This window comes from Candidatus Zixiibacteriota bacterium (assembly GCA_020853795.1).
Classification (GTDB): Bacteria; Zixibacteria; MSB-5A5; order CAIYYT01; family CAIYYT01; genus JADJGC01.
Genome location: JADYYF010000109.1, coordinates 55,599 through 82,242, shown reverse-complemented (window position 1 = coordinate 82,242; position 26,644 = coordinate 55,599). Strand labels below are relative to the sequence as shown.

The 26,644-nt window shown below is 58.1% G+C and carries 22 protein-coding genes; 19 read left to right on the top strand and 3 right to left on the bottom strand.

Annotation, left to right across the window (positions count from 1 at the left end):
- The first annotated feature begins 20 nt into the window (after window positions 1-20).
- The 17 genes from IT585_08795 (at window position 21) to IT585_08715 (ending at window position 21,133) form a co-directional block, all read left to right on the top strand.
- Window positions 21-959, top strand: a complete 939-nt coding sequence (locus tag IT585_08795) for a histone deacetylase (protein ID MCC6963335.1) — start codon at window positions 21-23, stop codon at window positions 957-959.
- The gene (locus tag IT585_08790; GenBank protein MCC6963334.1) at window positions 952-1,722 is read left to right on the top strand and encodes a fumarylacetoacetate hydrolase family protein; all 771 of its coding nucleotides are present in this window, start codon (window positions 952-954) and stop codon (window positions 1,720-1,722) included. The genes IT585_08795 and IT585_08790 overlap by 8 nt, the downstream gene beginning before the upstream one ends.
- A 135-nt stretch (window positions 1,723-1,857) precedes the next feature.
- The gene (gene lptD / locus IT585_08785; GenBank protein ID MCC6963333.1) at window positions 1,858-5,106 is read left to right on the top strand and encodes an LPS assembly protein LptD; all 3,249 of its coding nucleotides are present in this window, start codon (window positions 1,858-1,860) and stop codon (window positions 5,104-5,106) included.
- 121 nt (window positions 5,107-5,227) lie between these two features.
- Window positions 5,228-7,681, top strand: coding sequence for a DNA translocase FtsK 4TM domain-containing protein (locus IT585_08780; GenBank protein MCC6963332.1), 2,454 nt, complete (start codon window positions 5,228-5,230; stop codon window positions 7,679-7,681).
- Between the two features lie 18 nt (window positions 7,682-7,699).
- Window positions 7,700-8,326, top strand: coding sequence for an outer membrane lipoprotein carrier protein LolA (locus IT585_08775; protein ID MCC6963331.1), 627 nt, complete (start codon window positions 7,700-7,702; stop codon window positions 8,324-8,326).
- Window positions 8,323-9,654 (top strand): 30S ribosomal protein S12 methylthiotransferase RimO, encoded by a 1,332-nt coding sequence (gene rimO / locus IT585_08770; GenBank protein MCC6963330.1) that lies wholly within the window; start codon window positions 8,323-8,325, stop codon window positions 9,652-9,654. Before IT585_08775 ends, rimO begins: the two co-directional genes overlap by 4 nt.
- Before the next feature lie 9 nt (window positions 9,655-9,663).
- Window positions 9,664-10,323: a lytic transglycosylase domain-containing protein gene (locus IT585_08765; GenBank protein MCC6963329.1), complete on the top strand. Its 660-nt coding sequence runs from the start codon at window positions 9,664-9,666 to the stop codon at window positions 10,321-10,323.
- Window positions 10,289-10,903, top strand: a complete 615-nt coding sequence (locus tag IT585_08760) for a hypothetical protein (protein MCC6963328.1) — start codon at window positions 10,289-10,291, stop codon at window positions 10,901-10,903. Before IT585_08765 ends, IT585_08760 begins: the two co-directional genes overlap by 35 nt.
- 16 nt (window positions 10,904-10,919) lie before the next feature.
- On the top strand, window positions 10,920-11,735 hold the full coding sequence (gene bamD / locus IT585_08755) for an outer membrane protein assembly factor BamD (GenBank protein ID MCC6963327.1): 816 nt from the start codon (window positions 10,920-10,922) through the stop codon (window positions 11,733-11,735).
- Window positions 11,728-12,303, top strand: coding sequence for a nicotinate (nicotinamide) nucleotide adenylyltransferase (nadD, locus tag IT585_08750; GenBank protein ID MCC6963326.1), 576 nt, complete (start codon window positions 11,728-11,730; stop codon window positions 12,301-12,303). Before bamD ends, nadD begins: the two co-directional genes overlap by 8 nt.
- Entirely contained in the window at window positions 12,303-14,993 is a 2,691-nt protein-coding gene (gene polA, locus IT585_08745) for a DNA polymerase I (GenBank protein ID MCC6963325.1), read from the top strand. Before nadD ends, polA begins: the two co-directional genes overlap by 1 nt.
- A 3-nt stretch (window positions 14,994-14,996) precedes the next feature.
- Entirely contained in the window at window positions 14,997-16,226 is a 1,230-nt protein-coding gene (locus IT585_08740; protein MCC6963324.1) for a tetratricopeptide repeat protein, read from the top strand.
- Window positions 16,227-16,231: 5 nt separating this feature from the next.
- Window positions 16,232-16,834, top strand: a complete 603-nt coding sequence (locus IT585_08735) for a dephospho-CoA kinase (GenBank protein MCC6963323.1) — start codon at window positions 16,232-16,234, stop codon at window positions 16,832-16,834.
- Window positions 16,835-16,911: 77 nt separating this feature from the next.
- Window positions 16,912-17,754 carry a transketolase gene (locus tag IT585_08730; GenBank protein MCC6963322.1) on the top strand — a complete coding sequence of 281 codons (843 nt, stop codon included), beginning with the start codon at window positions 16,912-16,914 and terminating at the stop codon, window positions 17,752-17,754.
- A 23-nt stretch (window positions 17,755-17,777) separates the two neighbouring features.
- Window positions 17,778-18,725, top strand: a complete 948-nt coding sequence (locus IT585_08725; GenBank protein MCC6963321.1) for a transketolase family protein — start codon at window positions 17,778-17,780, stop codon at window positions 18,723-18,725.
- A gap of 220 nt (window positions 18,726-18,945) precedes the next feature.
- The gene (locus tag IT585_08720) at window positions 18,946-20,187 is read left to right on the top strand and encodes a hypothetical protein (GenBank protein MCC6963320.1); all 1,242 of its coding nucleotides are present in this window, start codon (window positions 18,946-18,948) and stop codon (window positions 20,185-20,187) included.
- A 544-nt stretch (window positions 20,188-20,731) separates the two neighbouring features.
- The gene (locus IT585_08715) at window positions 20,732-21,133 is read left to right on the top strand and encodes a hypothetical protein (GenBank protein ID MCC6963319.1); all 402 of its coding nucleotides are present in this window, start codon (window positions 20,732-20,734) and stop codon (window positions 21,131-21,133) included.
- A 15-nt stretch (window positions 21,134-21,148) separates the two neighbouring features.
- Here IT585_08715 and IT585_08710 read toward each other — a convergent pair whose 3' ends face one another.
- The 3 genes from IT585_08710 to IT585_08700 form a co-directional block, all read right to left on the bottom strand.
- Window positions 21,149-21,778, bottom strand: coding sequence for a hypothetical protein (locus IT585_08710; protein MCC6963318.1), 630 nt, complete (start codon window positions 21,776-21,778; stop codon window positions 21,149-21,151).
- A 72-nt stretch (window positions 21,779-21,850) separates the two neighbouring features.
- Complete coding sequence (locus tag IT585_08705; GenBank protein ID MCC6963317.1) at window positions 21,851-22,486, bottom strand: hypothetical protein; 636 nt, start codon at window positions 22,484-22,486, stop codon at window positions 21,851-21,853.
- A 361-nt stretch (window positions 22,487-22,847) separates the two neighbouring features.
- On the bottom strand, window positions 22,848-23,297 hold the full coding sequence (locus tag IT585_08700) for a hypothetical protein (GenBank protein ID MCC6963316.1): 450 nt from the start codon (window positions 23,295-23,297) through the stop codon (window positions 22,848-22,850).
- 358 nt (window positions 23,298-23,655) lie between these two features.
- Here IT585_08700 and IT585_08695 point away from each other — a divergent pair, with 358 nt between their 5' ends.
- The gene (locus IT585_08695) at window positions 23,656-24,873 is read left to right on the top strand and encodes an aminotransferase class I/II-fold pyridoxal phosphate-dependent enzyme (GenBank protein MCC6963315.1); all 1,218 of its coding nucleotides are present in this window, start codon (window positions 23,656-23,658) and stop codon (window positions 24,871-24,873) included.
- Window positions 24,870-26,513, top strand: a complete 1,644-nt coding sequence (pckA, locus tag IT585_08690) for a phosphoenolpyruvate carboxykinase (ATP) (GenBank protein MCC6963314.1) — start codon at window positions 24,870-24,872, stop codon at window positions 26,511-26,513. Before IT585_08695 ends, pckA begins: the two co-directional genes overlap by 4 nt.
- The last annotated feature ends 131 nt before the right edge of the window (window positions 26,514-26,644 follow it).

Genomic DNA, 26,644 nt, shown 5'->3' with positions numbered 1-26,644 from the left:
TTTTGTCGATCTTGTCAATCATGAAGCGCGTCGCTTATATCTCCCATCCCGATTGTCTCCTCCATGACTGCGACGGCCACCCGGAAAACGCGGACCGCTTGCGTGCCGTGGAAAGTGCCCTCGTCGATACCGGTGTCATGGACCAGATGGTCAGGTTGGAAGGGCGCCCGGCGACGATCGAGGAGATCAGCCTCTGTCACGACCGCGATTATGCTCACGCCATGGTGAATCTCAAGCCGGTGGGCTTGCGCCTGATCGACCCCGATACTTACGTCAATCCGCACTCGGCGCGCGCCGCCTTGCTCGCTTTCGGCTCTGGCCTGTTGGCGCTGCAGAGGGTCGCCCATCGGGACATCGACCGCGCGTTCTGTGCCGTTCGACCGCCCGGACATCACGCCGAGCACAATCGCGCGATGGGTTTCTGCCTGCTCAATAACGTTGCCGGGGCTGCGGTCTTCGCACTGGAGAAACTGAATTTTTCCCGCATCGCCATTTTCGACTTCGACGTCCATCACGGCAACGGGACGCAGTCGACCTTCTATGAGGATGATCGGGTTCATGTCACCAGCCTGCACCAATGGCCCTTCTATCCCGGTTCTGGCGGCGCGCATGAAACCGGGAAGGGCAAGGGGAGCGGTCTGAATTTGAATTTTCCGCTCGATGCCGGCACCGAAGGCCACAGCGCGCTGAAGCTGGTCGAACCGGTGTGGCGCGAAGCGATGACCGCGTTTCGACCGGAGTTGATCCTGGTTTCCGCCGGCTTTGACGCGCACAAAGACGACCCGTTGGCGGCGTTGCGCTTTGATGATCTCGATTTCTACCATTTCACGAAGATGATCTGCTCGGTTGCGAATCAGTATTGCGGCGGCAAGGTTATCTCGTTTCTTGAAGGCGGCTATGATCGTGATGCCTTGGGCCGCTCCGTCGTTCAACATGTGAAAGGACTGCTCGATGAGTAAGAAGTACTGCCGTTTTCACTTCCATGGCGCCGCAACCTGGGGTCTGGTCGAGAACGACACTGTCCGGATCATCACCGGCGATCTCTTTGCTGAACACAAGCTGACCGACGAACGCATCCCGCGGGCTAAAGCCAAGCTCTTGCCGCCGGTTACGCCGACCAAAATCGTGTGTGTCGGGTTGAACTACGCCGATCATGTGAAGGAAAGCCAGTCGGCGAATGCGGTGCCGGAAGAACCGGTCACGTTTATGAAGCCGTTGACGGCATTGATCGGTCCGGAGGAGACGATCCTGATGCCGGCGGCGAGCAAACGCGTTGACTACGAAGGCGAAATCGGCATCGTCATTGCGCGCACCTGCCACAAACTCGATCCCGACGAAGTCCGCGGCAATATCTTCGGCGTTACCTGTGTCAATGATGTGACTGCCCGCGACCTGCAGAAGAGGGACGTGCAGTGGACGCGCGGCAAAGGCTTCAACACCTTCTGCCCGGTCGGGCCGTATTTGGTCACCGATCTCGACTATACCGAGTTGAATGTCACGTCGCGCCTGAACGGTGAAACGAGACAATCCTCCAACAGCCGGCACATGATCTTCCCGATCCCGCGCTTGGTCTCGTTTATGTGCCATGTCATGACGCTCAACCCCGGCGACCTGATCGTTACCGGCACGCCGGAGGGGGTCGGCCCGATGAAGGATGGTGACATTGTCGAGGTCGAGGTGGAAGGCGTCGGGATTCTGCGCAATCACGTTCGCGCCGAGTGAGCGCCGGGCAGCCCTTCCGCATCTGGCAGACATCTCCAATTGGGCAGGCAAGCCAAAGCCACTGTGCTATCAACTTGGCCGCCGCTATCCCATTTCTGAATTGTATAATCCTTTGACAACACCTTACTTACGTTCATGCATCGACTGCCGTCTCTTGCCCTCCTTTTGCTGCTTGCGATTCCGAGCACCACTCATGCCGGCAAGATCCGTATCGAAGGCTCCGACCAGTTACGCTCGACGCAAACGGCCATCGGCAATGTGGTGGAATTCATCGGCAACGTGCACTTCGTCAAGGATTCCAGCGATCTGCGCTCCGACTATGCCGTGCTTTACGAGGCGCAGGAGTATGTCCGGCTAATCGGCAATGTCCGGATCGAGCAGCCGGGGCGCATTTTGGGCGCCGATAGCCTGTACTATGATCAGCGCACCGAAATCGCCCGCGCCTGGGGTCGCGTCGTGGTGGAAGACCGTCGTCGCCACGTCCGCGTTGCCGGCGGCAAAGCGATCTTCCAGGATCGCGAACAGGCGATGCTTATCACCGACCAGCCCCAATTGGTGGTTGACTTCGACCAGCCGCGGGTGCCGACGGAAGTCACCGCCGACACGATCCGCATGTTTTCCAGAGAGGAGCGCGTCGACGCCACCGGAGCCGTGAAGATTCTCCAGGGTTCGCTGAAGGCGACCGCCGACACGGCGAGCATGAGCATCGACGGGGAAGAGATCACGCTAACCGGCAGGGTGCACGCCTCGCAGCGTGCCAGCGAACTATCGGGCCGCCGGATGATCATCCAGTCGCGCGAGAAGAATCTGGAGAAAATTGAAGTCTACGAAAAGGGCGAAGCGATTTTCCGCCAGCCGGCCGCGGCCGATCTCGACACGATCGTGTACAACCAGAGCCGTCTTACGGCTGACCGGATCGACTTCTTCTTTGCCGATGACCTCCTCCACGTCATCAAGGCGCAGGGGAACAGCTTCACCTACTACACGCCGGCGCCGGAGGACACCACCGCGCGCAGCAGCAATGTCGCCTCCGGCGATTCCACGATGCTGCTCTTCATCAACGGGCAACTCAGTGAAGTCTCCGTGGTGACTTCGGCGGAGGGCGACTACATGACTGACGCTGCCCGCGATTCGCTGGGCAAGGTCACGGCGGTCGATACGATTGCGTACAAGGCCGACCGCATCAAGTTCAAGATTGCCGACAATATCATCAAACTGTACACGGCCGCCGAGGTCACGCAGAAGCGCATGAATCTACAGGCGGATCGCATCGACTATCATCTCAACAGCAAGATTGTTTACGCCTACGCCGAGGATGACACCGCCGCGCACAGGTATGTTCCGCTCACGTTACGCGACGGTCCGGAGGCGATCACGGGCGATCAGCTTGTCTTCGATCTCAACACGCGCCGCGGCAAAATCAAGGAGAGCCGCACCAAGCTGGAGCAGGCGTACTATTCGAGTCAGGACTTGCGCAAGGAGGAAGAAGGGGAATTCCTGGTGAAAGACGGCTGGTACACGACCTGCGACGATTCCAACCCGCATTTTCATTTCGCGTCGAAGAGCATGAAGCTGAAGACCGACGACAAAGTCTTTGCGCGGCCGGTGGTGCTTTACGTCGAGACGCTGCCGGTGCTGGCGTTGCCGTATTTTGTCTTTTCGATCAAGAAGGATCGCCACTCCGGCTTCCTGCCGTTCCAGATCGGCAACTTTGAGCGCGGCTCGCGGTTCGTCAACAATATCGGCTACTACTGGGCGATGAGCGACTACTGGGACCTGAAGACTTCGGTGGATGTCTCCGACTTCGGTCTGAAATTCAATGCCGGCGCGCGCTACGCGGTGCGTTACAAACTCAGCGGCGCGATCTCCGGCTCATACACGCGCGAGACCGAGTTTTCCGGGACTAACCGCGCCCGGCGCACGCGCGGGCAGTTGACGTTTTCGCACAATCAGACGCTCGATCCAACGGTGAAGATTTCCGGTTCCGGCACATTCGTTTCCGATAGTCGCTATTTCACTGATTACTCTACCGACCTGAGCAATCGTCTCCAGCGCCAGATCACCTCGAACATGAGTATTTCCAAGAGTTGGGAACGGGCTTCGCTATCGGCGGCGGTCGATCAGACCCGCGACCTCGACCGCAATTCGCATTCCGAGCGCCTGCCCACTGTAAGCTTCAGCCTGCCGCAACGCCAGTTATTCGGTTCACCCAAGGAAACGGCCGACAAACGCTGGTATCACGACATCTACTTCGCCTACGACAACCGACTGCAGAATTCGCGGAGCAAGTTCGAGGTCAATGGCCTGGCTTCGCGCAAGAAGTACGCCGTCTTCGACCAGGGGGTGCGCCTGAATGCGCCGCTCAAAGCTGCCGGCGTGCTGACCTTGTCGCCGTCGATCTCGTTCCGCGACGACTGGTACTACTTGCCGTATTCGGACCAGGCCGACAGTGCCGACCTGCAGACCAATTCGTTGCACAGCCGCCAAAGCTGGTCGTCGTCGGTCAGCCTGCAGACCAATCTCTACGGCACGGTTGCGCCCAATGTCTTCGGCATTGTGGGCTTGCGGCATGTCATCACGCCCAACGTGTCCTTCAACTACCAGCCGGCGATTACGCGCAACCAGGAGTATGCCCGCTTCACCGGTTACGGCGGCGGCGGTTCACGCTCGCGGTCGCTCAGCCTGAGCGTCAGCAATACCTTCCAGTTGAAGTATATGAAGGGCGACAAAGAGATCAAAGTCGGTCTCCTGAACTACGACATTTCCGCCAACTACAACCTCGAGGCGTCGACGCGCAAGTGGTCGAATGTGACTTCAAGTCTGCGGTCTCCGAGCATCCGTAATCTGACGATGCAGGTGACGATGACCCACGATCTGTATAATCCGAGCACCGGCGATCTGCGCTGGTGGAGTCCTTATCTGCGCACGGTCAGTATCAGCACCGGCTACGCGGGGGCGTTTATGTTCCCGATCGGACGGGGAGAGGCGATCGCGGCCAATCCGCTTGACCCCGAGGCCGCGGCAGGGAAATCACGGGTGCAGTACTCGATCTCCGAGCGCTACAGCGAAAACCGCTTCATCGACGGCCGCACCTCGATTTCGCACTGGATCGACTTCGCGGTCTCGTTTTCGCCGTCAAAGAATTGGCGCTTGCAGTATCGTCAGAATTATAATGTCCGGGGCAAGGAAAGCACGGAGCGCGTCGTCGAGCTTTATCGCGATCTCCATTGCTGGGAGGGGAGCTTCACCTGGATTCCAGATGGCTCGCGCCAAGGCTACTACTTCAAGATCAACGTCAAGCTGCTTCCTGACATCAAGTTCGAGAAGTCGGAATCAGGCATCCGCGACGCCCTCTTCGGCGGGATCGGCGCTTTCCAGCAATAATCGCCAAGCTTCATCAGTCGGGACCACAAACGTCGGGTCCAAGGCGGCAGCTGTTCTCCTGCCATCCGCAATTTTTTTGTTCTTGTTGACGCCCGCATAAACAGCGGGTAGATTTGGCGCTATGGGTGTAAAGTCCTTTTTCCACGCCGGCAATCGTCCCGAAATCACCGGGTTCCTGTTGATTGTCCTGGCGATCTTCCTGCTCCTCTCGCTCGCCAGCTACCATCAGGGCGACATTGAGCAGTTTACGCCCGCCGAGCCCGCCGCACCGGCCACCATCGGTGAAGACCCCGATTATCTCATCAGCGAGGGGGACTATCGCGATGAGCTGGAAATCGCCGCCCAACAGGAGCAGGCACAGGCTCAAGGCGAGCAGAGTCTCGTCAATGAAGAACTTCCCGAGCCACGCTCACTGTCTTTCTCAGAGCTTCTTGATGTGCGGGTTGAAAACGCTGCCGGAATCGTCGGTGCGTTCGTGGCAGAATACACTCTGCGCGGCGTCGGCCGCTCCGCCTTTATTCTGACCTTCGTATTGATACTGATCGGCTGGAAGATGCTCTTCGGCTACCAGACTTCGTGGATTCGCAATAAGATGCTGGTGGTTTTTGCATTCGTGTTCGTTTTGGGCACGCTGCTCCACCTGCTTGACTTGAGTAACACCCACATTGCCGAGACGTTGACGGTCAGCCTGTCCGGAGCGCTGGGTCTGTCGATCGCCCAGGTGATCAAATCGCTTTTTGCCGTCGCCGGCGGATTCGCAATTCTCGGCGCAACCTTGATCTTTCTGTTCTTTGCCATCGTCCCCTTCCGGCCGGGAACGATCCGTAAGGGTCTTGACACGGGAGTATCGGTTGCGGGGCGCTCCTCCAAGACGGCAGTGTTTCATCTCAAGGAGCAGTCGAAGACTTGGATGGGGAGCCTGAGGGAGCTTATCAAGCGACCTCCCAAGGCAATCGAACCGGAGCTTGAACCGGAGGTGCATCCTGCTCAGCCAGTCGCTGAGGAGGCGATACCGGTGTACGAAGTGCCCGTTACACCACCCCCACCGCGGAAGGAACCGGAGCAGTTGCCGTTGCGGCTGGAGGATCAGGCGGAAAAGCGCAAGATCAAGATTGTCCGCGCCACGCGGGTCTCCAAGGACGGCTTCCTGATGCCGCCGCTCGATTTGCTGCAGATGCCGCCGTTGGGCGAGCCATCTGAGTCGGTGATGGACCTCTATGATACCGGCGCCGCATTGCTCCAGACTTTGACGACCTTCGGGGTCGAGTACGTTCCGAACAGCCTCGAGAAATTCCCCGGGCCGATCATCACGCGCTTCGAGTTCAAGCCCGCCCCCGGCATCAAGATTAATCAGATCGTCAACCTTGCCGATGACCTGGCTTTGGCACTCAAAGCTTCGCGGATTCGCATTATCGCTCCAGTACCGGGGAAATCGGCGGTGGGAGTTGAAATCCCCAATCGCAAAGCCCAGAAGGTCTATTTGCGGGAGATAATCAACTCCGACGCCTTCCAACGATCGAAATACAAACTGCCTCTGGCGCTGGGCAAGACCACGATGGGGGCACCCTATGTGGTTGATCTGGCCCGGATGCCGCATTTGCTGATTGCCGGTGCCACCGGTTCAGGAAAGTCGGTCTGCCTGAACGCGGTTATCACGAGCCTGCTGTACAGGCACACACCCAAGACGCTCCGGTTCATCTTCATCGATCCCAAGATTCTGGAGCTGTCGATTTATGCGGATATCCCATTTTTGGCGCGGCCGGTTGTTACCAAGCCCAAAATGGCCGAATCGGTGCTGGCCGGAGCTGTCAATGAGATGGAGGAGCGCTATCGTCGTTTGGCGACTCAGTCGGTGCGCTCGCTCGACGATTACAACGCGAAGGTCGAGGACGCAGAGAAGTTGCCATACCTGTTGATCGTCGTCGACGAGCTGGCGGACATGATGATGTCGCCGTCAGCGTCAAAAATCGAACTTCTGATAACTCGTCTGGCTCAGATGGCGCGGGCGGTGGGGATCCATTTGATTCTGGCTACCCAGCGGCCATCGGTGGATGTCATCACCGGACTGATCAAGGCTAACTTCAGCTCCCGCATCGCGTTCCAGGTGGCGTCCAAGGTTGATAGCCGCACCATCCTCGATGCCAACGGCGCGGAGAAGCTCTTGGGGCAGGGAGACATGCTCTTACTTCTGGCGGGTGAGCCGGAACCGCTGCGGGTTCACGGGGCTTATGTCTCCTCAGAGGAGACCGAGGCGATTGTAGGATTCCTCAAGGAGAATGCCGGCGATTCCAAACCGATGGACGCCTTCTCCGAGGATGCCGAGAAAGCGATCGTCGAGCGCAATAATAACGATGTCCTGCTTCCCGAAGCCGCTGAATTAGTGATCCGGCATAAACAAGGATCGGTGTCGCTGCTGCAACGCCGCCTGGGGATCGGATATCAGAGAGCCGCCCGCATTATGGATCAACTTGAGGCTGCGGGAGTCGTCGGTCCCTACGATGGCTCCAAGGCACGTGAGATCCTGGTCGATCGGAGCTATCTCGACCAGCTCAAAAAAGACAAACCTTCAGTCTGAACGACGGTATAAACCACGATGTTGATTCGGATATTGGTCTGGTGGGCTTTGCTGCCGGCGCTGTTAATGGCAATCACTGCCAAGGAAATCGCTGATAAGTCTGAGGCAGTCTATTCAGAAAAGAAGACCTTTTCTGTTAAGTTTGAACAGGTGGTTTCGACTGGCGAGTTCTTCGATGACGAGCGTACAACGGGGTCGATGAAGCTGGCATACCCAAAAAAGTACAGGATCGAAACTCCAGAACAAGTCTTTGTCTCCGATGGCGATACGTTGTGGACGTATTCGGATGAAAATCGTCAGGTTACCGTGGAACCCACAAATAGACTTGACGATTTCGTTACTCCTGCTGATTATCTGTTTAGACTCAGGGAGCATTACGAGCTTTCTTATGATTCCACGGAAGTGATCGAGAAGAAACCGTACCATCGGCTGTCCCTGCGTTCGCTCAAGGACGACCAGTACGTTCGATCGATGAAGGTATTGATTGACCCAGAGACTTACTTGATTAGAAGAGTCATGTATCGGGACATCAACGACAACAAGATCAGCCTGGACTTCCACGACTGGAAGCTGGGCGCAACTCTGAAGCCGGAAGACTTTCGTTTCAAAACCCCAGCCGGCGTAGAAGAGGTCCGTATTCCTTGAAATCTAATGGTAAGAAACGCGTCTACTTCAAGGGTCTGGGCTGTCCCAAGAACGAGGTAGACGGTGATGTCATATTGGGTCATTTGCAGCAGCGCGGCGTCGAAGTGACCGCTGAGGCAGAGCACGCGGATTATCTGCTGGTCAACACCTGCGCCTTCATCCAGTCGGCGAAGGCTGAGTCAATTGACGAGATTCTCAAGCTGGCGGCGGTCAAGAGTGCCAACGGCAAGAAGCAGCGATTGATCGTCTCCGGCTGTCTCTCACAGCGCTACCCGAACGAGTTGCTGACCGAAATCCCCGAAATCGACGGAATGGTCGGGATCGACCAGTTCGAGAAAATCGGCGAAGTGCTGGACGCCGACTCGGCTTACATCACGCGGCCGCCGAGCCGCTATAAAGAGATGCATGCCGTGCAGGTGCTGCGCGACCGGCCATTTGCCTACCTGAAAATTGCCGACGGCTGCGACTGCCGTTGTTCCTACTGCGCGATTCCGATGATGCGCGGCGATTTTCGCTCGCGCAAGCTGGAGGCGATTGAATCCGACGTTGATCGACTGCTCGATCACGGCGTTGCCGAGCTGAATCTGATCGCGCAGGACGTGGCCTATTACGGTTTCGACCTTGGCAGGCGTCCGCTCGATCTGTTGACCATGATTGAGAACAAGCCGGGCCGGTTCTGGCTGCGGCCGTTCTACCTGCACCCGCGTTTCCTGACCGATGAAATCCTTGACTTCTTTGCGTCTTCGGAGAAGTTCTGTCAATATCTCGAATGCCCGATTCAGCACATCTCGTCAAAACTGCTGAAGAAGATGAACCGCGGCTACGACCGCGAGCATATCGAGAAGCTGGTTGAACGGCTGCGCGCCAAGCTGCCGCACACGGTCTGGCGCACGACGTTCATCGTCGGCTTCCCGGGCGAAACCGCCAAGGACTTTGACGAGCTTTGCGATTTCGTCGTCGAGCACAAGATTCATCGCGCCGGGGTATTCGGCTACAGCCACGAAGAGGGAACCGCTTCTTATCGTTACAAAACCGTACATTCGCAGCGTATCATTCGCCAGCGCCAGGAAGAGCTGACGCGGCTGATCAATGAGAACGCTGAGGAGTTCAACGCTTCGCTGATCGGCCGGGAGTTGCCGGTGCTGATCGAGGAGTTTGACGCGTCGTCGATGTCGTTGACGGGCCGCCTTTACTGCGATGCCCCCGAGATCGACTTCACGATCCGCGTGCCGGCGGGCAAGCCGCAACCGCTTGGCTTCCATCCGGTGCGCGTCGCTGACTTCACCCCGGAGGGTTTCGTCGGCGAGTATGTCGTCACCCCCCGTTAGGAGGTTGAGATGAGTTTTGAACGCAAACTGGGAGTCGTACTCTCGCGCCCCGTCGCCTATCTGTTCTTCCTGATTTATCTGGCCCAATCGTGCGTGCTCATCTATTTCGTTTACGAGTACTACGACAATCGCCAGACGATTCACTTCCAGCAGAAGCGGATTACGGAGCTGGAAGAGAAGCTGCAGATTCTCAAAGTGATTGAGGACTTCCAGGTCGGGCTGACGACCGAGCAGATCGGGACACTGGCGGCGGTGATCGACTCGGAGAGCAAGCGTTACCTTTATGATCCGCGCCTGCTGCTGGCGGTGATCTTGACCGAGAGTTCGATGAAGAACGGCCAGGTTTCGTATCAGGGGGCGCATGGTTTGATGCAGATTCGTCCGGCCACGGCCGCCGACGTGGCGGGGCGCACAGGCCTGGGCTGGCGCGGCAATGATTCGCTGTTTGACCCGGCCTACAACGTCCGGCTGGGCAGCCGCTACTTATTCGAATTGATCCTCAAATTCGGTGATGTTCGCAAGGCTCTGGTTGCATATAATTGGGGTGAGACCAATTTGCGCACGCGCCTGAAGGCCGGGGAGCAAATCCCCTCGGAGTATCTGCGGAAGGTGATGGCGCGCTACCAGGAGCTCTGTGCAAAGTACGATTTCGAGGATCCTACTATTTAGCCTGCTACTGATCGTTCTGTTGGTCGCCGTCGCGGCGGCCGGGACGATCGACAATCGCCAATTTGTCGAGCGGGGCATCGATACGTTCTCCGACAGTCTGATCTTGACTTTGCTGGTCGGCTCTCGTGATGCCGTGGCCATCGACAGCGTCGCCGGCCCGTTGGGTGAAGCGTTGCGCCAAGGCCTGGCGCGCCGTCTGAACGCCCAGGGAGTTGCCGGCTATCTGGGGAGTGAGGAACGGGATGGGAAGTTGTTGTTGCAGATCTACGTGAATGATTATAGTCTTACTTATCGCAATGCGGACGCCGGCCTGTTTCGACAGGGACAGGTTGAGCGCGTCTTTGCTCTGGCGGGTTACGGCCGCACCATCCAGCCTGGCGGCGAAGTGCAGCGAGCGGCGGGAGTGACTCTTGTCGCCGTGCGCGACACGCTCAGCTTCGAGCAGGCGCGGGCGGCGCGCGCTCCCGGGAGTCTGTTATCGCCCGAGTTGCCGCCGACATTGTTTCAACGCGTCGTCGAACCGGGGATTGTCGTAAGCATCACCGGGGCGCTGGTCTATTTGTTCTTCGCCTCACGGTGAAGTTGGGAAGGGAACGATGAAGTTTCGCACAATCGGATTGCTCCTGCTGACGGCCGCGCTGCTGGCAGGATGCGCTTCGCAATCACAGGTATCGAGCCAGGACCCGCGGGTACTCTACGACGAGGCACTCCGGCAGCTGGAGGCGGGCAAGTACCAGAAGGCGCAGACCCTGCTACAGCGGCTGGTGCTGAGCGCACCGGGGCTGAGCTATATCGATAGCGTCCAGTATAACTTCGCGATGACGTTCTTCGGCAACGAGGACTATCATCTGGCCGTGGCCGAATTCCGCCGCTTGATCAATTCCTTCCCGCGCTCGGAGTTGTTGGATGACGCCGCGCTGATGATCGGCAAGTCGTACTTCGAAGCGGCGCCGAATCACGTTGGTCTCGATCAGTCCGATAATGACGATGCGATCCGCGAACTGAAAGCGTTCCTGGAGGATTACCCGGCCTCGGACCGCCGCAGCGAGGGAGAACAGCTCTTGTCGCGGGCGATTGAGAAGCTGGTCAGCAAGCAGTACTTGGCGGGTCGGCAGTATTATCGCATGGGCAATCGCGTGTCAGCGCGGCTGTACCTGGAAGACCTGGTGACCGAGTACCCCGAATCGCCGTTTGCGCCGGAAGCGCTGCTGCTGTTGGCGAAGCTCGACGAGAAGGACAACAAACTTACCGACGCGCGCGACAAGCTCAACAACCTGCTCAATGCCTTCCCCAAGGCGCCGGCAGCGGCCAAGGCGACCGCGATGAAAGCCAAGCTGGAGAGTAAAATCGCGGCGCGGGCGGCGAAAGACTCCACCGCTGCCGCGCAACTTAACGGTGAGAAGGGTGACTGAAAAGATTGGCGTACTCGGGGGCGCGTTTGATCCCATTCACATCGGGCATCTGATTTTGGCGCAATCGGCGCTGGATGAGTTGAAGCTCAGCCGGGTCTTGTTTGTGCCATCCTTTGCGCCGGCGGTCGCGCACAAGGTAATTCCCACCGGCTTTGCGCATCGACTGGAGATGACCCGGCTGGCGATTGCCGGCAACGATCGCTTCCGCGCTTCCGCCATCGAGGAAGTTCTCAAGCCGCCATCCTACACTGTGACCTTGATGGAGCGGCTGCACAAAGAGATTCCGGACGCCGAGTTCTATTTCCTGATGGGTGCCGACAGTCTGGAACAAGTCGGTACGTGGCACGATCCGGAGCGACTGATCAAGCTGGCCAAATTGGTGGCGGCGCCGCGATCCGGCAGTAATCTGCAATCGACCTTTCCGTTTGCGCGTCTCGACATGCCGTTGATTGAAATTTCCGCCACGCAGTTGCGTCAGCGCGTCCGCGACGGTTTCAGTCTCCGCTATCTTGTGCCTGAATCGGTAATCGCGTATATTGACGCCAATCGTCTGTATCGCGAGGATTGATGTCGATCAAGCGCTTGTTTCTCATCGACGGCACCGCTGTCGCCTACCGTTCCTATTTCGCCTTCGCTCAAAACCCGTTGCGCACGCGGCGGGGCGAAAACACCTCAGTCGTCTTTGGCTTTGCCGCCACGATCCTGCGCATCCTGACCAAGGAGAACCCCACGCATCTGGCGGTCGTCCAGGACACCAAGGAAAAGAGCTTCCGCCACGAGCTGTACGCCGAATACAAGGCCAATCGAGTGCAGATGCCGGACGAAATGGCAGAACAGCTACCCCGGCTCGACCATCTGCTCAATACGATGAAGATTCCGATTCTACGCAAACCGGGATACGAAGCGGATGACATCATCGCCACGTTGACCAAGCGCGCCGAAGCTGCCGGCTGGGAGGTGGTCGTGGTCACCGGCGACAAGGACCTGATGCAGCTGGTCAACGATAAGACGAAGATTTTCAATTTGAAGAAGGTGTCCGACGCCGGCGAATGGTACGATCGCGAGGCAGTCAAAGCGAAGATGGGCGTCTACCCGGAACAGATTCTCGATTATCTCGCTCTGGTCGGCGATGCCTCGGACAACGTGCCCGGTGTTGACGGCGTCGGGCCGAAGACCGCGGTCAAGCTGTTGGAGGAATACGGGTCGTTTGAGGCGGTGCTGGCCAACGCCGAAGAGATCACCAAGCCGAAGCTGCGCGAGTCGCTGATCGCCTTCCGCGACCGCGCCGCGCTAACGAAGCAACTGGTGGCGCTGGAATATGACGCCAAAGTCGACTGCGACCTGGAAGCGTTGCGCGTGCCGACTCTCGACAATGCGGACTTGCGCGGGCTGTTTCTGGAATTCGAGTTTACCTCACTGATCAGGCAATTGGGCCAGCCGACCGAGGAGCAGAGGGAAGCGACGGCGCAAAACTACCTTACCATCGACAACCCGGCGGCGCTCGAAAAGGTCGTCGCTGAAATCGAGCGCGCCGGCCAGTTCGCATTCGACACCGAGACTACGGGCCTGGATTGGCTGACTTGCAGACTGGTCGGCATCTCACTGGCAGTAGCGGACGGCCGGGCCTGGTACCTGCCGCTGGCGCATCGCGTGGGAAAGAATCTGGACGCGGAGGTTTGCCGCAAACTGTTGCAGCCGCTCTTTCTCAATCCTAAGCTTCGCAAGATCGCACAGAACTTCAAGTTTGACTACCATGTGTTGCATCAGCACGGTTACGAGATCCCCGCTTTCGATTACGATCCAATGCTGGCGTCTTATGTGGTCGATCCGGCCGGGCAGCACGGATTGGACGCGCTGGCGCTCAAACACTTCGATTATCAGATGCAGCCGATCACGGAATTGATCGGGACCGGGAAGAAGCAGATTACCTTCGATTTGGTGCCAATTGACAAGGCAACGTTCTACTCGGCGGAGGACGCTGATTTCACGTTGCGGCTGGTGAAAGCACTGGAGCCAAAGGTGGCGGCCATCGGCGCGCAGAAATTGCTTCACGACATCGAGCTGCCGCTGTGCCAGGTGCTGGCGAAGGTGGAAGAGCACGGCGTGCGGATCGACGTGCCGTTCTTGCAGAAGATGTCGGGCGAGCTGGCAGGGGAAATGGAGAAGATCACCTTCGACATCTATACGCTGGCGGGCCGCGAATTCAACATCAATTCGACGGCGCAGTTGGGCGATATCCTCTTCAACCAGCTCAAGCTCAAGCCAATGCGCAAGACTGCCAAGAAGACCGCGTACTCCACCGACGTCGGCGTACTGACGGAGCTGGCAAAGGTCCACGATCTGCCGCGCAAGATTCTTGAATTCCGGAAGCTGCAGAAGCTGAAATCGACCTACATCGATGCGCTGCCGGCGCTGGTCAATCCGACGACCGGACGCGTGCACACATCGTACAATCAGGCCGTGGCCACCACCGGGCGATTGTCCTCGACCGATCCGAATCTGCAGAACATTCCGATCAAGACGGAGGAAGGCAGTCAGATTCGGAAGGCGTTTATCCCCGCCGACGGCCAGCACAAGATTCTGACGGCCGACTACTCGCAGATCGAATTGCGCGTGCTGGCGCATTTTGCCGACGAAGGGGCGTTGGTCGAGTCGTTTATGCACGGCGAGGACATCCACGCGCGCACGGCTTCCGAGGTGTACGGTGTTGCGCTCAAGGATGTGACTCCGCAGCAACGGCGGATGGCGAAGACGGCGAATTTTGCGGTGATCTATGGCGTGACGGCCTTTGGGCTGTCGCAGCAGTCGGACATGAGCGTGGCCGAAGCGAAAGAATTTATCGACATCTACTTCGCGCGTTATCCGATGATTCGCAAGTTCATTGACAGCACGATTGCTGCGGCGCGCCGGGACGGGTATGTGACGACGTTGTTCGGACGGCGGCGCTATTTGCCGGAGATCGAGTCCAAAAACGTTTCGTTGCGGCAATTCGCCGAGCGAACGGCGGTGAACACGATCATCCAGGGCACAGCGGCGGATATGATCAAAATCGCCATGATCGAAATCGACCGGGCGCTGGTCGGGATGAAGTCGATGATGATTATGCAGGTACACGACGAATTGGTGTTCGACGCCGCGGCGAGCGAGGTCGAAAAGCTCGGCGGCATCGTACGCGACCGGATGGAACACTGTGTGACGCTCAAGGTGCCGGTGACGGTGGAAATGGGCGTCGGCGACAACTGGCTGGAGAGCAAGTAAGCGATGACGAAGAAGAGACCACAGACACAGCCCGCACCGGAAAGCTCCTTCAACCCCGGGCGCTGGTATCGGCACAACAAGAGCGCGGTCCACCGGGGACTGTTGTATGGCATCGGCGTGGTCGTGCTGTTTGCCTTCGGGTGGTGGGCGTATTTCGCCCTGTCGAACCGCGAAGAAAAACTGACCAAAGACGAATATATGACCCTGGCGCGGCAGGCGTTCAATTGCGGCTACTTCGACGTGGCGATCCTGAATTATCACAAGGCATCCAACGCGGCGCCCGAGGACCAGCTGGTCAAACGCGAGATGTTCCTGGCACGGTCGCGCGATAATCTCAATCGCGGCGGCGGTTTCGAGCTGGCGCTGGCATCGTCGTACCAGGTGCTTGCGGACGATCCGGCGTCGATTATTGGCCGAGTCAGCCTGGCGCAATTGTTCGAACTGCGGGGGCAGGCGGACTCGATGCTGTACTATGCCGGACAGGCGCTGGAGCGCGGGCGGGCAACGGGGGATGCCTCCGCGCAGTTGGCGGCCGACCTTGTCCTCGCGACGCATCACCGTACGCTCGATGCTCAGGATTCGGCCTTTGCCTACTGCGAGGACGCCCTGGCGGCGGCGACGGCGCTGAGTGATGATTTCCAGGTGGCGTTTACGAAGGCGGGGCTCGGCTTCGCCGCGCTGCAGATCGACAGCCTCGACTACGCGCAGCGCGTTTTCCGCGACTTGCTGGCGTACCGCGGCCGCAATGGCAGCGATTTCAACGACATCGGCAGCGCCGGTCTGGCCGACTACTTTGAGCGGCGCGGCGTCCGCGACTCGGCGCGCGTCTATCTGGAGCCGCTGCGCAGTTCGATGGACAACAACGTCATCGACGGCACCACGGCGTACGCCACCCGCATCTACGGGCGGGTTTTGCGCGACGAACAGAAGTACGACGAGGCGATCGAATATCTGGCGCGCTCGCTGGAAATGTGGCGCAACCTACGGGCAATACCGGATGTGATCGAGTGTCTCAATGATCTGGCGCAGGTCTACCGGCTGAAGGAAGATTACCTCGACGCGCGCAAGTACTACATGGCCGCCGGAAATCTGGCCAAGGACCAGAAGCTTCCCCGGCGCGACTTATACACCGCCGATCTCAATGTGCTTTTCCTGAAGAATCTGAAACCGGACGAGTACCGCCGCGCCGGCGAGGAAGGGATCGCCTTGGCACGGCAACTGCTGGTACAATAACGGCGATGCTGACCGTCGGTCTGACCGGGCAAATTGCCAGCGGCAAGTCGGAAGTCGCCAAGGAGTGGCGGCGTTACGGCGCCGCAATTATCTCCGGCGACCTGATCGGCCGTGAAGTCGTTGCCCCCGGCTCGCCGGCGCTCAGGAAGTTGACCACGGCGTTTGGATCGCAGATCCTCGACGGAAAGGGAAGATTGCGCCGCAGCGAACTGGGAAAGCTCGCCTTTGGCAGCGAGGACTCCACGCGCCGCCTCAATCAGATCGTTCATCCGGAGCTACTCAAGAAATTGCGCGCCCAAATCCGACGGGTGAAGCGGATCGGGCGGGCCAAGATGATCGTAGTTGACGCGGCGTTGATTTTCGACTGGGGACTGGAGCGTGAGCTGGATTACGTGGTGGTGGTCGAAGCGCCGCGCACACTGCAGTTTGCGCGGCTGCAGCGACTCGGAGTCGATCGCCGCGAGGCGGCCAAACGCATGCGGCGGCAGGTGCCGAAGTATCGGCAGCGGCAGAAGGCGGACTTTGTGTTACGCAACAACGGCTCGCTGACCGACTTGCAGCGCCAGGCGCGGGCATTGATAGCGCGCTTGCGGTCTAAAAGCAGTTGATTTTATCAGCGCCGGGTGTATCTTCCCGCTTTGCCAATGGAGACGGCGGAGGTGATTTGAATCCATTCAATTACTCGATAGACCAGCTCAGGGCCAAGGCGCTGGAAATCCGGCGCGACATCATCACGATGTTGATCGAAGCCAAGTCGGGCCACACCGGCGGACCGCTGTCGTGCACCGATTTTGCCACAGCGCTGTACTTCCGTTTTCTGAATCATCGCCCGGCGGAGCCGACCTGGCCCGACCGCGATTTTGCCTTCTACTCGATCGGCCACGTCACGCCGGTCAATTATTCGGTGCTGGCGGAATGCGGCTACTTCCCGAAGAAGGACCTGATGAGATTTCGCAAGCTTGACAGCCATTTGCAGGGACATCCGCACCGGCTGGATACGCCCGGGATTGAAATCTCCTCCGGCTCGCTCGGGCACGGATTGGGCGTGGCAAGCGGCGTGGCCAAGGGCTCAAAGATGGATAAGCACCCACGGCGCGTGTACTGCATCATGGGAGACGGCGAACTGCAGGAGGGTTCCTGCTGGGAAAGTGCGATGTTTGCCGGACACTACCGGCTCGACAACCTCGGCGTGATTGTCGACTACAACAACGCCCAGATCGACGGGCGCGTGGTGGACATCATGGATATCGCGCCGCTGGCGGACAAATGGCGGGCATTCAACTGGCACGTGATTGAAATCAATGGCCATGACATGGAGCAGATCATCGCGGCATTCGAAGAGATGCTGGCCACCAAGGGCCGGCCGACGGTGATCATCGCGCATACGCGGATGGGGAAAGGGGTGTCGTTTATGAATGGCAAGTATCAGTGGCACGGCAAGCCGCCGAAACCGGACGAAGGGGAGAAGGCGCTGGCCGAATTGGGAACGACATATCAGGAGTGGTCGTCACGGCTACTGGCCGGATAACCGAGAGAATGATGCTGGAACAAATGACGGAAGTGAAACTGGAGAAAACGCGCGCCGGCTGGGGGCAGGGTTTGGTCGATCTGGGCAGCCGCGATGAACGCGTAGTGGTACTGAGCGCCGACCTTGTCGAATCAACCAATTCCCACGTTTTCGCTGAGAAGTTTCCTGATCGGTTTATTCAAGTCGGCGTCGCCGAGCAGAACCTGGCGGCAGTGTCGGCGGGCCTATCGTTGATCGGCAAGATACCGTTCTTTTCGACCTATGGTGCGTTTGCCTCGTATCGTTGTCTTGACCAAGTGCGCATTACGATCTGCTATTCGAATGTCAACGTCAAGATCGGCGGCGCCCATGGTGGGATCTCCGTCGGCCCCGACGGTGCCACTCATCAGGCGCTGGAGGAGATCGCCATCATGCGCTCGATCCCGAACATGCGCATGATCGTGCCGTGCGACTACTGGGAGACCCGCAAAGCCACAGTAGCGGCGGGCGAGGATTACGGCCCCTACTACATTCGCTTCGGCCGCGAACCGGTGCCGGTCGTGACGGATGAGTCGACGCCTTTTGTCGTCGGCAAGGCGAATACCTATCGTGAAGGCGGAGATGCTGCGATCATCGCCTGCGGCGTGATGGTCTATGAGGCACTGGTGGCTGCGGAGCAGTTAGCTGCCGAAGGGATTGAGTGCCGCGTGGTCGATATGCACACGATCAAGCCGATTGATCGCGAGGCGATAGTCAAGGCGGCGCGGGAGTGCGGCGCGATTGTAACGGCCGAGGAACACCAGGTGCACGGCGGCTTGGGCGGTGCTGTCGCCGAGGTCGTCGTGAACACTGTGCCGGTGCCGATGGAGTTTGTCGCCGTGATGGACCGTTTCGGGCAGTCCGGCAAACCCGATGAGCTGATGGCGGCCTTTGGATTGAAAGCAAGCGACATCAAGATGGCCGTCAAGCGTGTACTCAAGCGCAAACGCTGAAGTCTCATTCATTGGTTTGTAATCACTTGTAAATCAATAGCTAACCCCGATCAGCTTAAGTGGTACTTGCGTTAACGACGAGCTGATTAGACGGTGTGGTCAGCCACGCCAACGGTTCGGTCAAATCCCCGCAAATCTTAATTCTGCATTCAGTTGCGAAACCTTTCTTCGTCTTGCTCGTAAGTAACTGCGGCGAAATATTGAACTGAACGGAGGTTGAATGTCGCGACTGACGCACTTGGCTATTCTTGCGGGCTGTTGCGCCTGCCTGTGGGCGGGAATCGCGCTGGCGGAATCGGGTCGGATCTATGGAAAATTGACTACAACGGACGATGACGTCTTTGAAGGCTGGATCCGCTGGGACAAGAACGAGGCGTTCTGGGACGACATCATCGACGGCGTGGTTGAGAAGGATCGCTATGAGGGGCGCGAGAAACGGGGGCGGCACTACAAGGAATCGAAGAAAAAATACGTGGAAGTACTGGGGCTGACGTTTGGTGAAGGGATGAGCTGGGGCGGCCTGGGCACCTCGTCGGAAAGCCAATTACAATTTGGCCATGTCTCGCGGTTAAAACGCGACGGTGACGGCGCCACGGTGATTCTCAAGAATGGCAATGAAGTGATCTTCGAGTCGAGTTCGGACCTGGGTCCGGCGATTCGCGAGATCGCTTTGCTGGATATCAACGAAGGGGAGATTTACTTCGACTGGGATGACATTGAGTCGATCGATTTCATAGAAGAGAAGAGCGAGCCGACCGACGGTTTGGAACGGTTGTACGGCCGGGTGTCGACGCGGCGCGCGGGCGAATTTATCGGCTGGATCGAGTGGGACGTTGACGAGGTCTTCAACAAAGACGATCTCGACGGCGACGAGGATGGCGGCCGTACGCGCAAGATCACGTTCGGACGGATTGCCGCGATTGAGCGCAATTCCTCCTCCTCGGCGCGGATCACCACCAAGGACGGCAAAGAGCTGGTGCTGCGCAATTCCAACGACGTCAACTCGGAGAATCGGGGCATCGTGGTAAAATCGGCGGAGTTCGGGCGGGTCAAGATCGGCTGGAGTGATTTTGAAAAGGTCGAGTTTCTGCCGGTGCCGAAGAACGAACTGCCGCGCTACCGCGATTTTGACGGCGGGCGCAAGATTCGCGGCGTGGTGACGACCGAGGACGGTGAAGACTTTACCGGCGAGTTGGCCTGGGACAACGACGAGCAATACACCTGGGAGCATCTCAACGGTGAGTACAAGGGTGTCGAGATGGCGATTCCGTTTGCGGTGATCATGACGATCGCCAAGAGCTCGCAGCGGACCGCAGAGGTCACATTGAAAAACGGCACGACCTACCTGTTGAGCGGCTCAAACGATGTCAACGAAGAGAACAAGGGCGTGATCGTGTTTCGCGATAAGGGCGACGCCGAAGAGATTGACTGGTACGACTTTGCGAAGGCCGCAATGAAATAGAGGCACAACCCCTCACTGGTTTCACCGTCAGCCCCGTTCCGCGCAAGCGGGACGGGGTTTTCATTGCTGCCCGCCGTCCTGCTGTGGGAAGAGGAGATTGCTTCCTCGAAAAATGGTAGCTGCAGTGAAAATTGCTTGAACCGAAAAGGGGCATTGGCGTATTTAGGATAGATGCCTTAATCTGACAGATATCCGCACTTCCGGCTGAGACATCGTTTCGAGACACGAATTCCGCACGTTGAGAGGGCTGCTTCGAAGGACACGAATTCCTGGGCACGCGATCGGCAAGGATTGCTGATCGCGGCGCGATCGTATTCTCGACAGCGAACGTGCCCTCACCCCCGACCGCTCTCCCAAAGGGAGAGGGGGGTGAAGAATCTGGCTGCGGAGTCAGGATTTGGCCTGTTGAGTGTGGTAACGAGGTGTCAGGATCGCAGGGATCCTGACCTACGAATGATCGAGAGTTCGTTTCGCGGGCGAGAGGATAGTAGGCCCGCGTCATCGGCATAGAATCGAGAAACGGCTTGGTCCTGGGAGGGACACCATGGGACAAGTACTGGTCGTCAGTCGCGACGCGCGTTTTCAGGAGCGGTGTTCAGCGTCGCTGCTGGCGGAGGGATTTACGCCGCACATTTGCGAAAGGGAGTCGGAAGTGCGCGAGTTCTTGGGCCGCAATGAGCGGGTGGATCTGGTGATCGTGAACTCGCCGGGAAAGTCGGACGAGTGCCACCAACTGCTCGACTATCTCAACCAACATCGGCCGCGGATCTCAGTAATCATCTCCTGCGACTACTTCAGCTACTGGGACGATTTCTTCACCTGGCTGGCGGACGCCTGTGTGACCAGTTCGGGGGACCTGAACGAACTGATCGAGAAGACGCGGCAGTTGGCGCCGGTGCAGAGACCCAAACGCAACGGGGAGGATTTCGCGGTCGACTGGGCGTGAGCGAGTGGCGGTCAATCACATGTAGACCGAGGCGAGGCTGACGGTGGCTTCGATCAACCAGGCGGAATCGATGTTTCCCAGGAACGCGCGTTCCGAGTCTGCGATTCTCGGGACGAATATCGTTCGCAGACCGACGTGCACGCGGAGCTCATCCCCTGAGCCGATACGAACCTCGGAGTCAAGGAGGGCGGAGCCGCCGACCGTGTAGTGTGAATAATTGTGAGGGCCGGGCAGGGAATAGTCGGACTCGAAGTCGGAAGTGAACAGAACGAAATCGATTCCGGGCGCTGCGGCTAATGCGATCCGTCCGAGGTGGGCGACGCGGAATAGCAGTGCCAGTTCAAAGGTGTGCAATTTGGAGTCTACATAGCCGAAGTAAAAGGGATTGCGCGTGGCGCGGTCGAATCCGATTCCGGGGATGCGACGAGTGTCGGCTTTCGAATCAATTCCGCAGGTATAGCTGAAGCGAAGAGCCGTGTGGTCGCCGGTGGATTGCTGGATGTAGAAGGCATAGCCCACGGGAAGGGAAAGATATTTGACGTTGGTGGCAGCCAGACTAGCGCCGCCAGCAAATTGAAGTTGCGCTGATGCGCTGGCAGCAACGCCAAACACGAATATTGTGATAATGATGCCCTTTAGAGTCATGATAGTAACCTCCTGATATTGTAAAGACGCGAAAGAGGGCAGATTTGTCCAGTACGAATCCGCTGGATGCCGTCAAAGCCGCAGGGCCAGAGCGAGGGAGACTTCGGTGGAAGAGATGGAGTCGTCGAACAGGGTTCCGCAATCGTCGCACTGAAACATGGTAGCCATGGTGATGCGTTCTCGGAGCCAGAGATGCAGAACGAGCGGACGTAGGCTTGGGTGGGCAATTTCGAAATCGCCGATCAGACTGAAAGCAAGCCGTGGACCGGCGTCAGTGGACTTGACATAACCAGTATTCTGGCCGCTGATTTTCCAACTGAAAGATGTCAGTCCCAAACCGCCGCCGACAAAAACGTTGATGATACGCGAGTCAAAGGGACGGGCAAGGAAAGAAACCTCAAAGACTTCCATGTGCGTCGATTCGCTCCAAAAGTCGCGCAGAGTGTCACCCGGAAAAGGCAGACCCCAACCTCGGCGAATCGTCGCGACATAGCTGTCGCGATCGAAGGCGACCGAGGCGCTGAATCGCAGGCGGATATCCTGGGAGAGAGATGTCTGCAGAAAGGCGCCGACTCCGGCCGGGTGGGGAAGATCACTGTGATTGGTCAGGCTTTGCAGGCCGTAGAGGGCGAATTGCTGGTCAGCACGAGAAACAGCGGGAAGCAGGGCAGTCAGTGCCAAGAGCCACAGCAGTCCTTTGAGAGTCATGGAGCCTCCATTGTCTTTTCGTTGGAAAGACGAAGATAGCTCGAAATTGTGAAACAGTCAAGGTAAGCTCGCGGGGTGTTGTTCGTATGCGTGAAGTGAGTTGCGACAAGCCCTCACCCCCGACCCCTCTCCCAGGAGGAGAGGGGCGAATCGCGTCCATTCCGCGGCGATTGCAATTCAGAATTGTCTGCGTGGGATCGGCATTCCGGTCTGTCGGTGCGTGGCGGTCAGGTGGAGAATCAGGCAGAAAAGTCTAACCCACCTTGACCGTGACAAGTCGCCTTGCGCAAAAGAAGCGGTTCATCTTCCGGTCTGCAGGGCGTGCGGAAGGTTTTGACGCGGCGGAGGAAAGTGCTAAATTTTAGGAGCTAAGGGGATCCTGGTCGGTGGTTCCAGGTGCAGTACGCCGTGTTGGCAGGTACTTTGTGCTTCCCTTGATGGCGTAACTGAGACTGGGCAGACCAACTAACACGATGCCAAAGACTGACAGCACGCTCGGAGCGGCCACCACGTACCAAACGAATGTCAAACCGACCACGAGGCAGAGTGCGCGTAGCGAAGGTTTGCGCATAGGCGGAGGCAGGAACATCGCCGCCAGCAGGAGTAGAGCGGAGATTTCCAGAAGCGTGCAGAGAATGATGCCACCGGAAGCGGCGTCGCGGAAGCCGACATACAGCATGATCATGAATGAGCAAATGAATGGTACCAGAATGTAGCGAATCCCGGAATTGGATAGAATGGCGCGGGTGAAGTTGCTTTCCCCGTCGGCGGGAGGAGGGGAGATTCTGCGCTGTAACAGACTGGTGCCCACTATGTAATATTATCGGCACTTGTGTCGTCTTGTTTGAGCGTGAGCTGGTGGTCAAAAGACGGTCTCGTGAAAAATTTCACATTTTTTCCTTGTGCGGCGAGGCATAAAAGGCGATAATATTAACCGTCGTTACGGCGCGCGGATTGGCCAGATATGTGGCGTGTCAGTAACGGCTTTTTGCTTTGGGAGGAGTTGAATCGGCCCTCGGCAGGAATCCCACCGCAATCCCTCGTTCCTCGGGACGCTGCGCAGGCGGTGGGGCACCGGATGGGATAATCGACCGGATGGACTGGAAGTGAGACCCTCGATGAGGGATGAAGATAGAGAATTAGTCAACTTAATCTTAGGCAGGTAATCCATGAGTATCAGCACCCTGGCGAGAGAGATTGCAGAGTCGCCAACGCTAAAGCTCAACGAGGAAGCCCAGGACTTGCGCGATCGCGGCGAAGCGGTGATCCATCTGGGTGCAGGGGAGCCGAAAAGTAAGGTACCATTTGAAGCGCTGCTCAACTGTGCGGCCCAGCTTTCGACCGCAGAAGTGCGCTACACTCCGACCGAAGGCATCTCGCCGTTGCGTAAGGCGATCATTCGCTATACGGAAGAGAACTACGGCAAGGTGATCGGCAAGGACAACGTGTTGGTGTCCGGCGGTGCCAAGCAGGCGTTGTCGGTGCTGTTGACGACGCTGATCAACCCGATGGATGAGGTGATCATCCTGGCGCCGTACTGGGTGAGCTACCCGGAAATGGTAAAGATGGTTTACGGCAAGCCGGTGATCGTGATGCCGGGTGACGGGCGTTTCGAGCCGCGTCTGAAAGACATCATCGACATGTCCAGCTCGTACACCAAGGCGGTGATCATCAACAGCCCGAACAATCCGTCCGGTGTCGTCTACTCCGAGCAGTTCATCGCCGAGGTGGTCGAATACTGCGAAAAGAAGGGGATTTACCTGATCATGGACGACATTTACCACAAGTTGGTCTTCTCCGGCAAGAAGTGGACGTCCTGCTACAAGTATGCCAAGGATCAGTCGGACAATTCGCGGTTGATCGTAATCAACGGCGTATCGAAGCTGTACGCAATGACGGGCTATCGGATCGGCTGGACAATCGCCAACTCGCAAATCATCGAGACGATGATCAACGTACAGGCGCAGACGACCTCGTGTCCGGCGCTACTCTCGCAAGTGGCGGCGGTGGGAGCTTTAACGGGAATTCAGACCGGTGTCGAGAGTTTGCGGCTGATGCTCGAGAACAACCGCAAGGTGATGGTGCAGGAGCTGAATGCGTTCGAGGGCGTGAAGCTGATTCCGCCGGACGGTACGTTCTACGCGCTGCCCGACTTCCGGGCCTACAGTAATGATTCGGTGGCTTTGTCGAAGACGCTGCTCAAGAAAGCGATGGTGGTGGCGGTGCCGGGCAAGGAATTCGGGATGGAAGGACATCTGCGGCTGAGTTTCTGCGGCACGGTCAAGGACATCATGGAAGGCATTGCGCGGATCAAGTGGGTGCTGGATCCGAAATCACCGAATGAAATCTACATCGGCGACAGAAAGCTTGTGAGGGATTGGCAATGAACAGCAACTACCTGAATATCAAGTCACCGGCGCATGACATTGCCAAGGAGCGCGCCAGCGACTTCGGTCTGAAGCATCACGGCCTGACCAACCTGCACATGGCGTACTGGAATCTGGTGGAACCGGCGCTGTACGAGGAAGCGATGTTCCGCCGCGAGGGGAACATTTCGCACCTGGGGCCGCTGGTGGTCAATACCGGCAAGCACACGGCGCGCGCGGCCAACGACAAGTTTGTCGTGCAGGAAGCAACGACCACCGACAAGATCTGGTGGGGTCAGTACAACCGGCCGTTTTCGGCGGACAAGTTCAGCGCGGTGTATGCGCGGCTGCAGGCGTTCCTGCAGGATCGCGATCTGTTCGTGCAAGATTGTTACGTCGGCGCCGACCCGAATTACTCGCTGCCGATTCGCGTGATCACGGAGTATGCGTGGCATTCATTGTTTGCGCGGAATATGTTCATCCGGATCGACGCGCTCGACCAGCTCAAGCGACACGTGCCGGAGTTCACCATCATTGCCGCACCGTCGTTCCAGGGAGTGCCGTCGATCGATGGAACCTTGACACCGACGTTCATCCTGCTGAATTTCGAGCAAAAGCTCGTCATTATCGGCGGGTCAGGCTACGGCGGCGAAATCAAGAAGTCGGCGTTCACGATTCTGAACTACCTGCTGCCGCTGCAGGGGGTGATGACGATGCACTGCTCGGCCAACGTCGGCAAGGCGGGCGACGTCGCGCTGTTCTTCGGGTTGTCCGGCACGGGCAAAACGACGTTGTCGGCCGATCCGCGCCGCCACCTGATCGGCGACGACGAGCACGGCTGGAGCGACGAAGGCGTGTTCAACTTTGAAGGCGGCTGCTATGCCAAGGTGATCAACCTGTCGGCGACGGCAGAACCGGAGATCTACGCCTGCACGCGGCGGTTCGGTACAATTCTCGAAAATGTGATTTATGATCCCATCACCCGGCATCTCGATCTCGATGACGACGAGCGCACGGAGAATACGCGCGCCTCGTATCCGCTGGATTTCATCGAGAACGCGCTGCCGGAGAAGCGAGCGGGGCATCCGAAAAACATCATCATGCTGACCTGCGACGCCTCGGGCGTGCTGCCGCCGATCGCGCGGTTGACGCCGGATCAGGCGCTGTATCATTTCATCTCCGGCTACACGGCGAAAGTGTCGGGGACCGAGATCGATCTGGGCAAGGAGCCGGAGATCACCTTCTCGGCGTGTTTCGGCGCGCCGTTTATGGTGCATCATCCGTACTTCTACGCCGATTTGCTGAAGCGGAAGATGATCCGGCACGACGTCAAATGCTGGCTGGTGAATACCGGCTGGACCGGCGGGCCGTACGGCGTCGGCAAACGCATCAGCATTCGCTATACGCGCGCGATGCTGGAGGCGGCGCTGACCGGCAAGTTGGACAACGTGGAATATCGGGAGGACAAGATGTTCGGATTCAAGGTGCCGTTGACGTGTCCGGATGTGCCGGCGGAAGCATTGTATCCGGAAAGCTCGTGGCCCGATAAGGCGGCGTACGCGAACCGATACAAGCAATTGGCGTCACTCTATATCGAGAACTTCAAGAAGTTCAAGGACGGCTGTCCACCGGAAATCGTAGCGGCGGGACCGCGGCGGTAGGGAGGCAAGCCGCTCGAACCTGCCCGTGAAGTAGAGACAGAGCAACACACTCTCCCCGACCCCCTAACGGGGAGAGGGTGATGCGGGATAGTTGCACGCTCCCGGGAATAAGCCGTCAACAAGACTGTAGT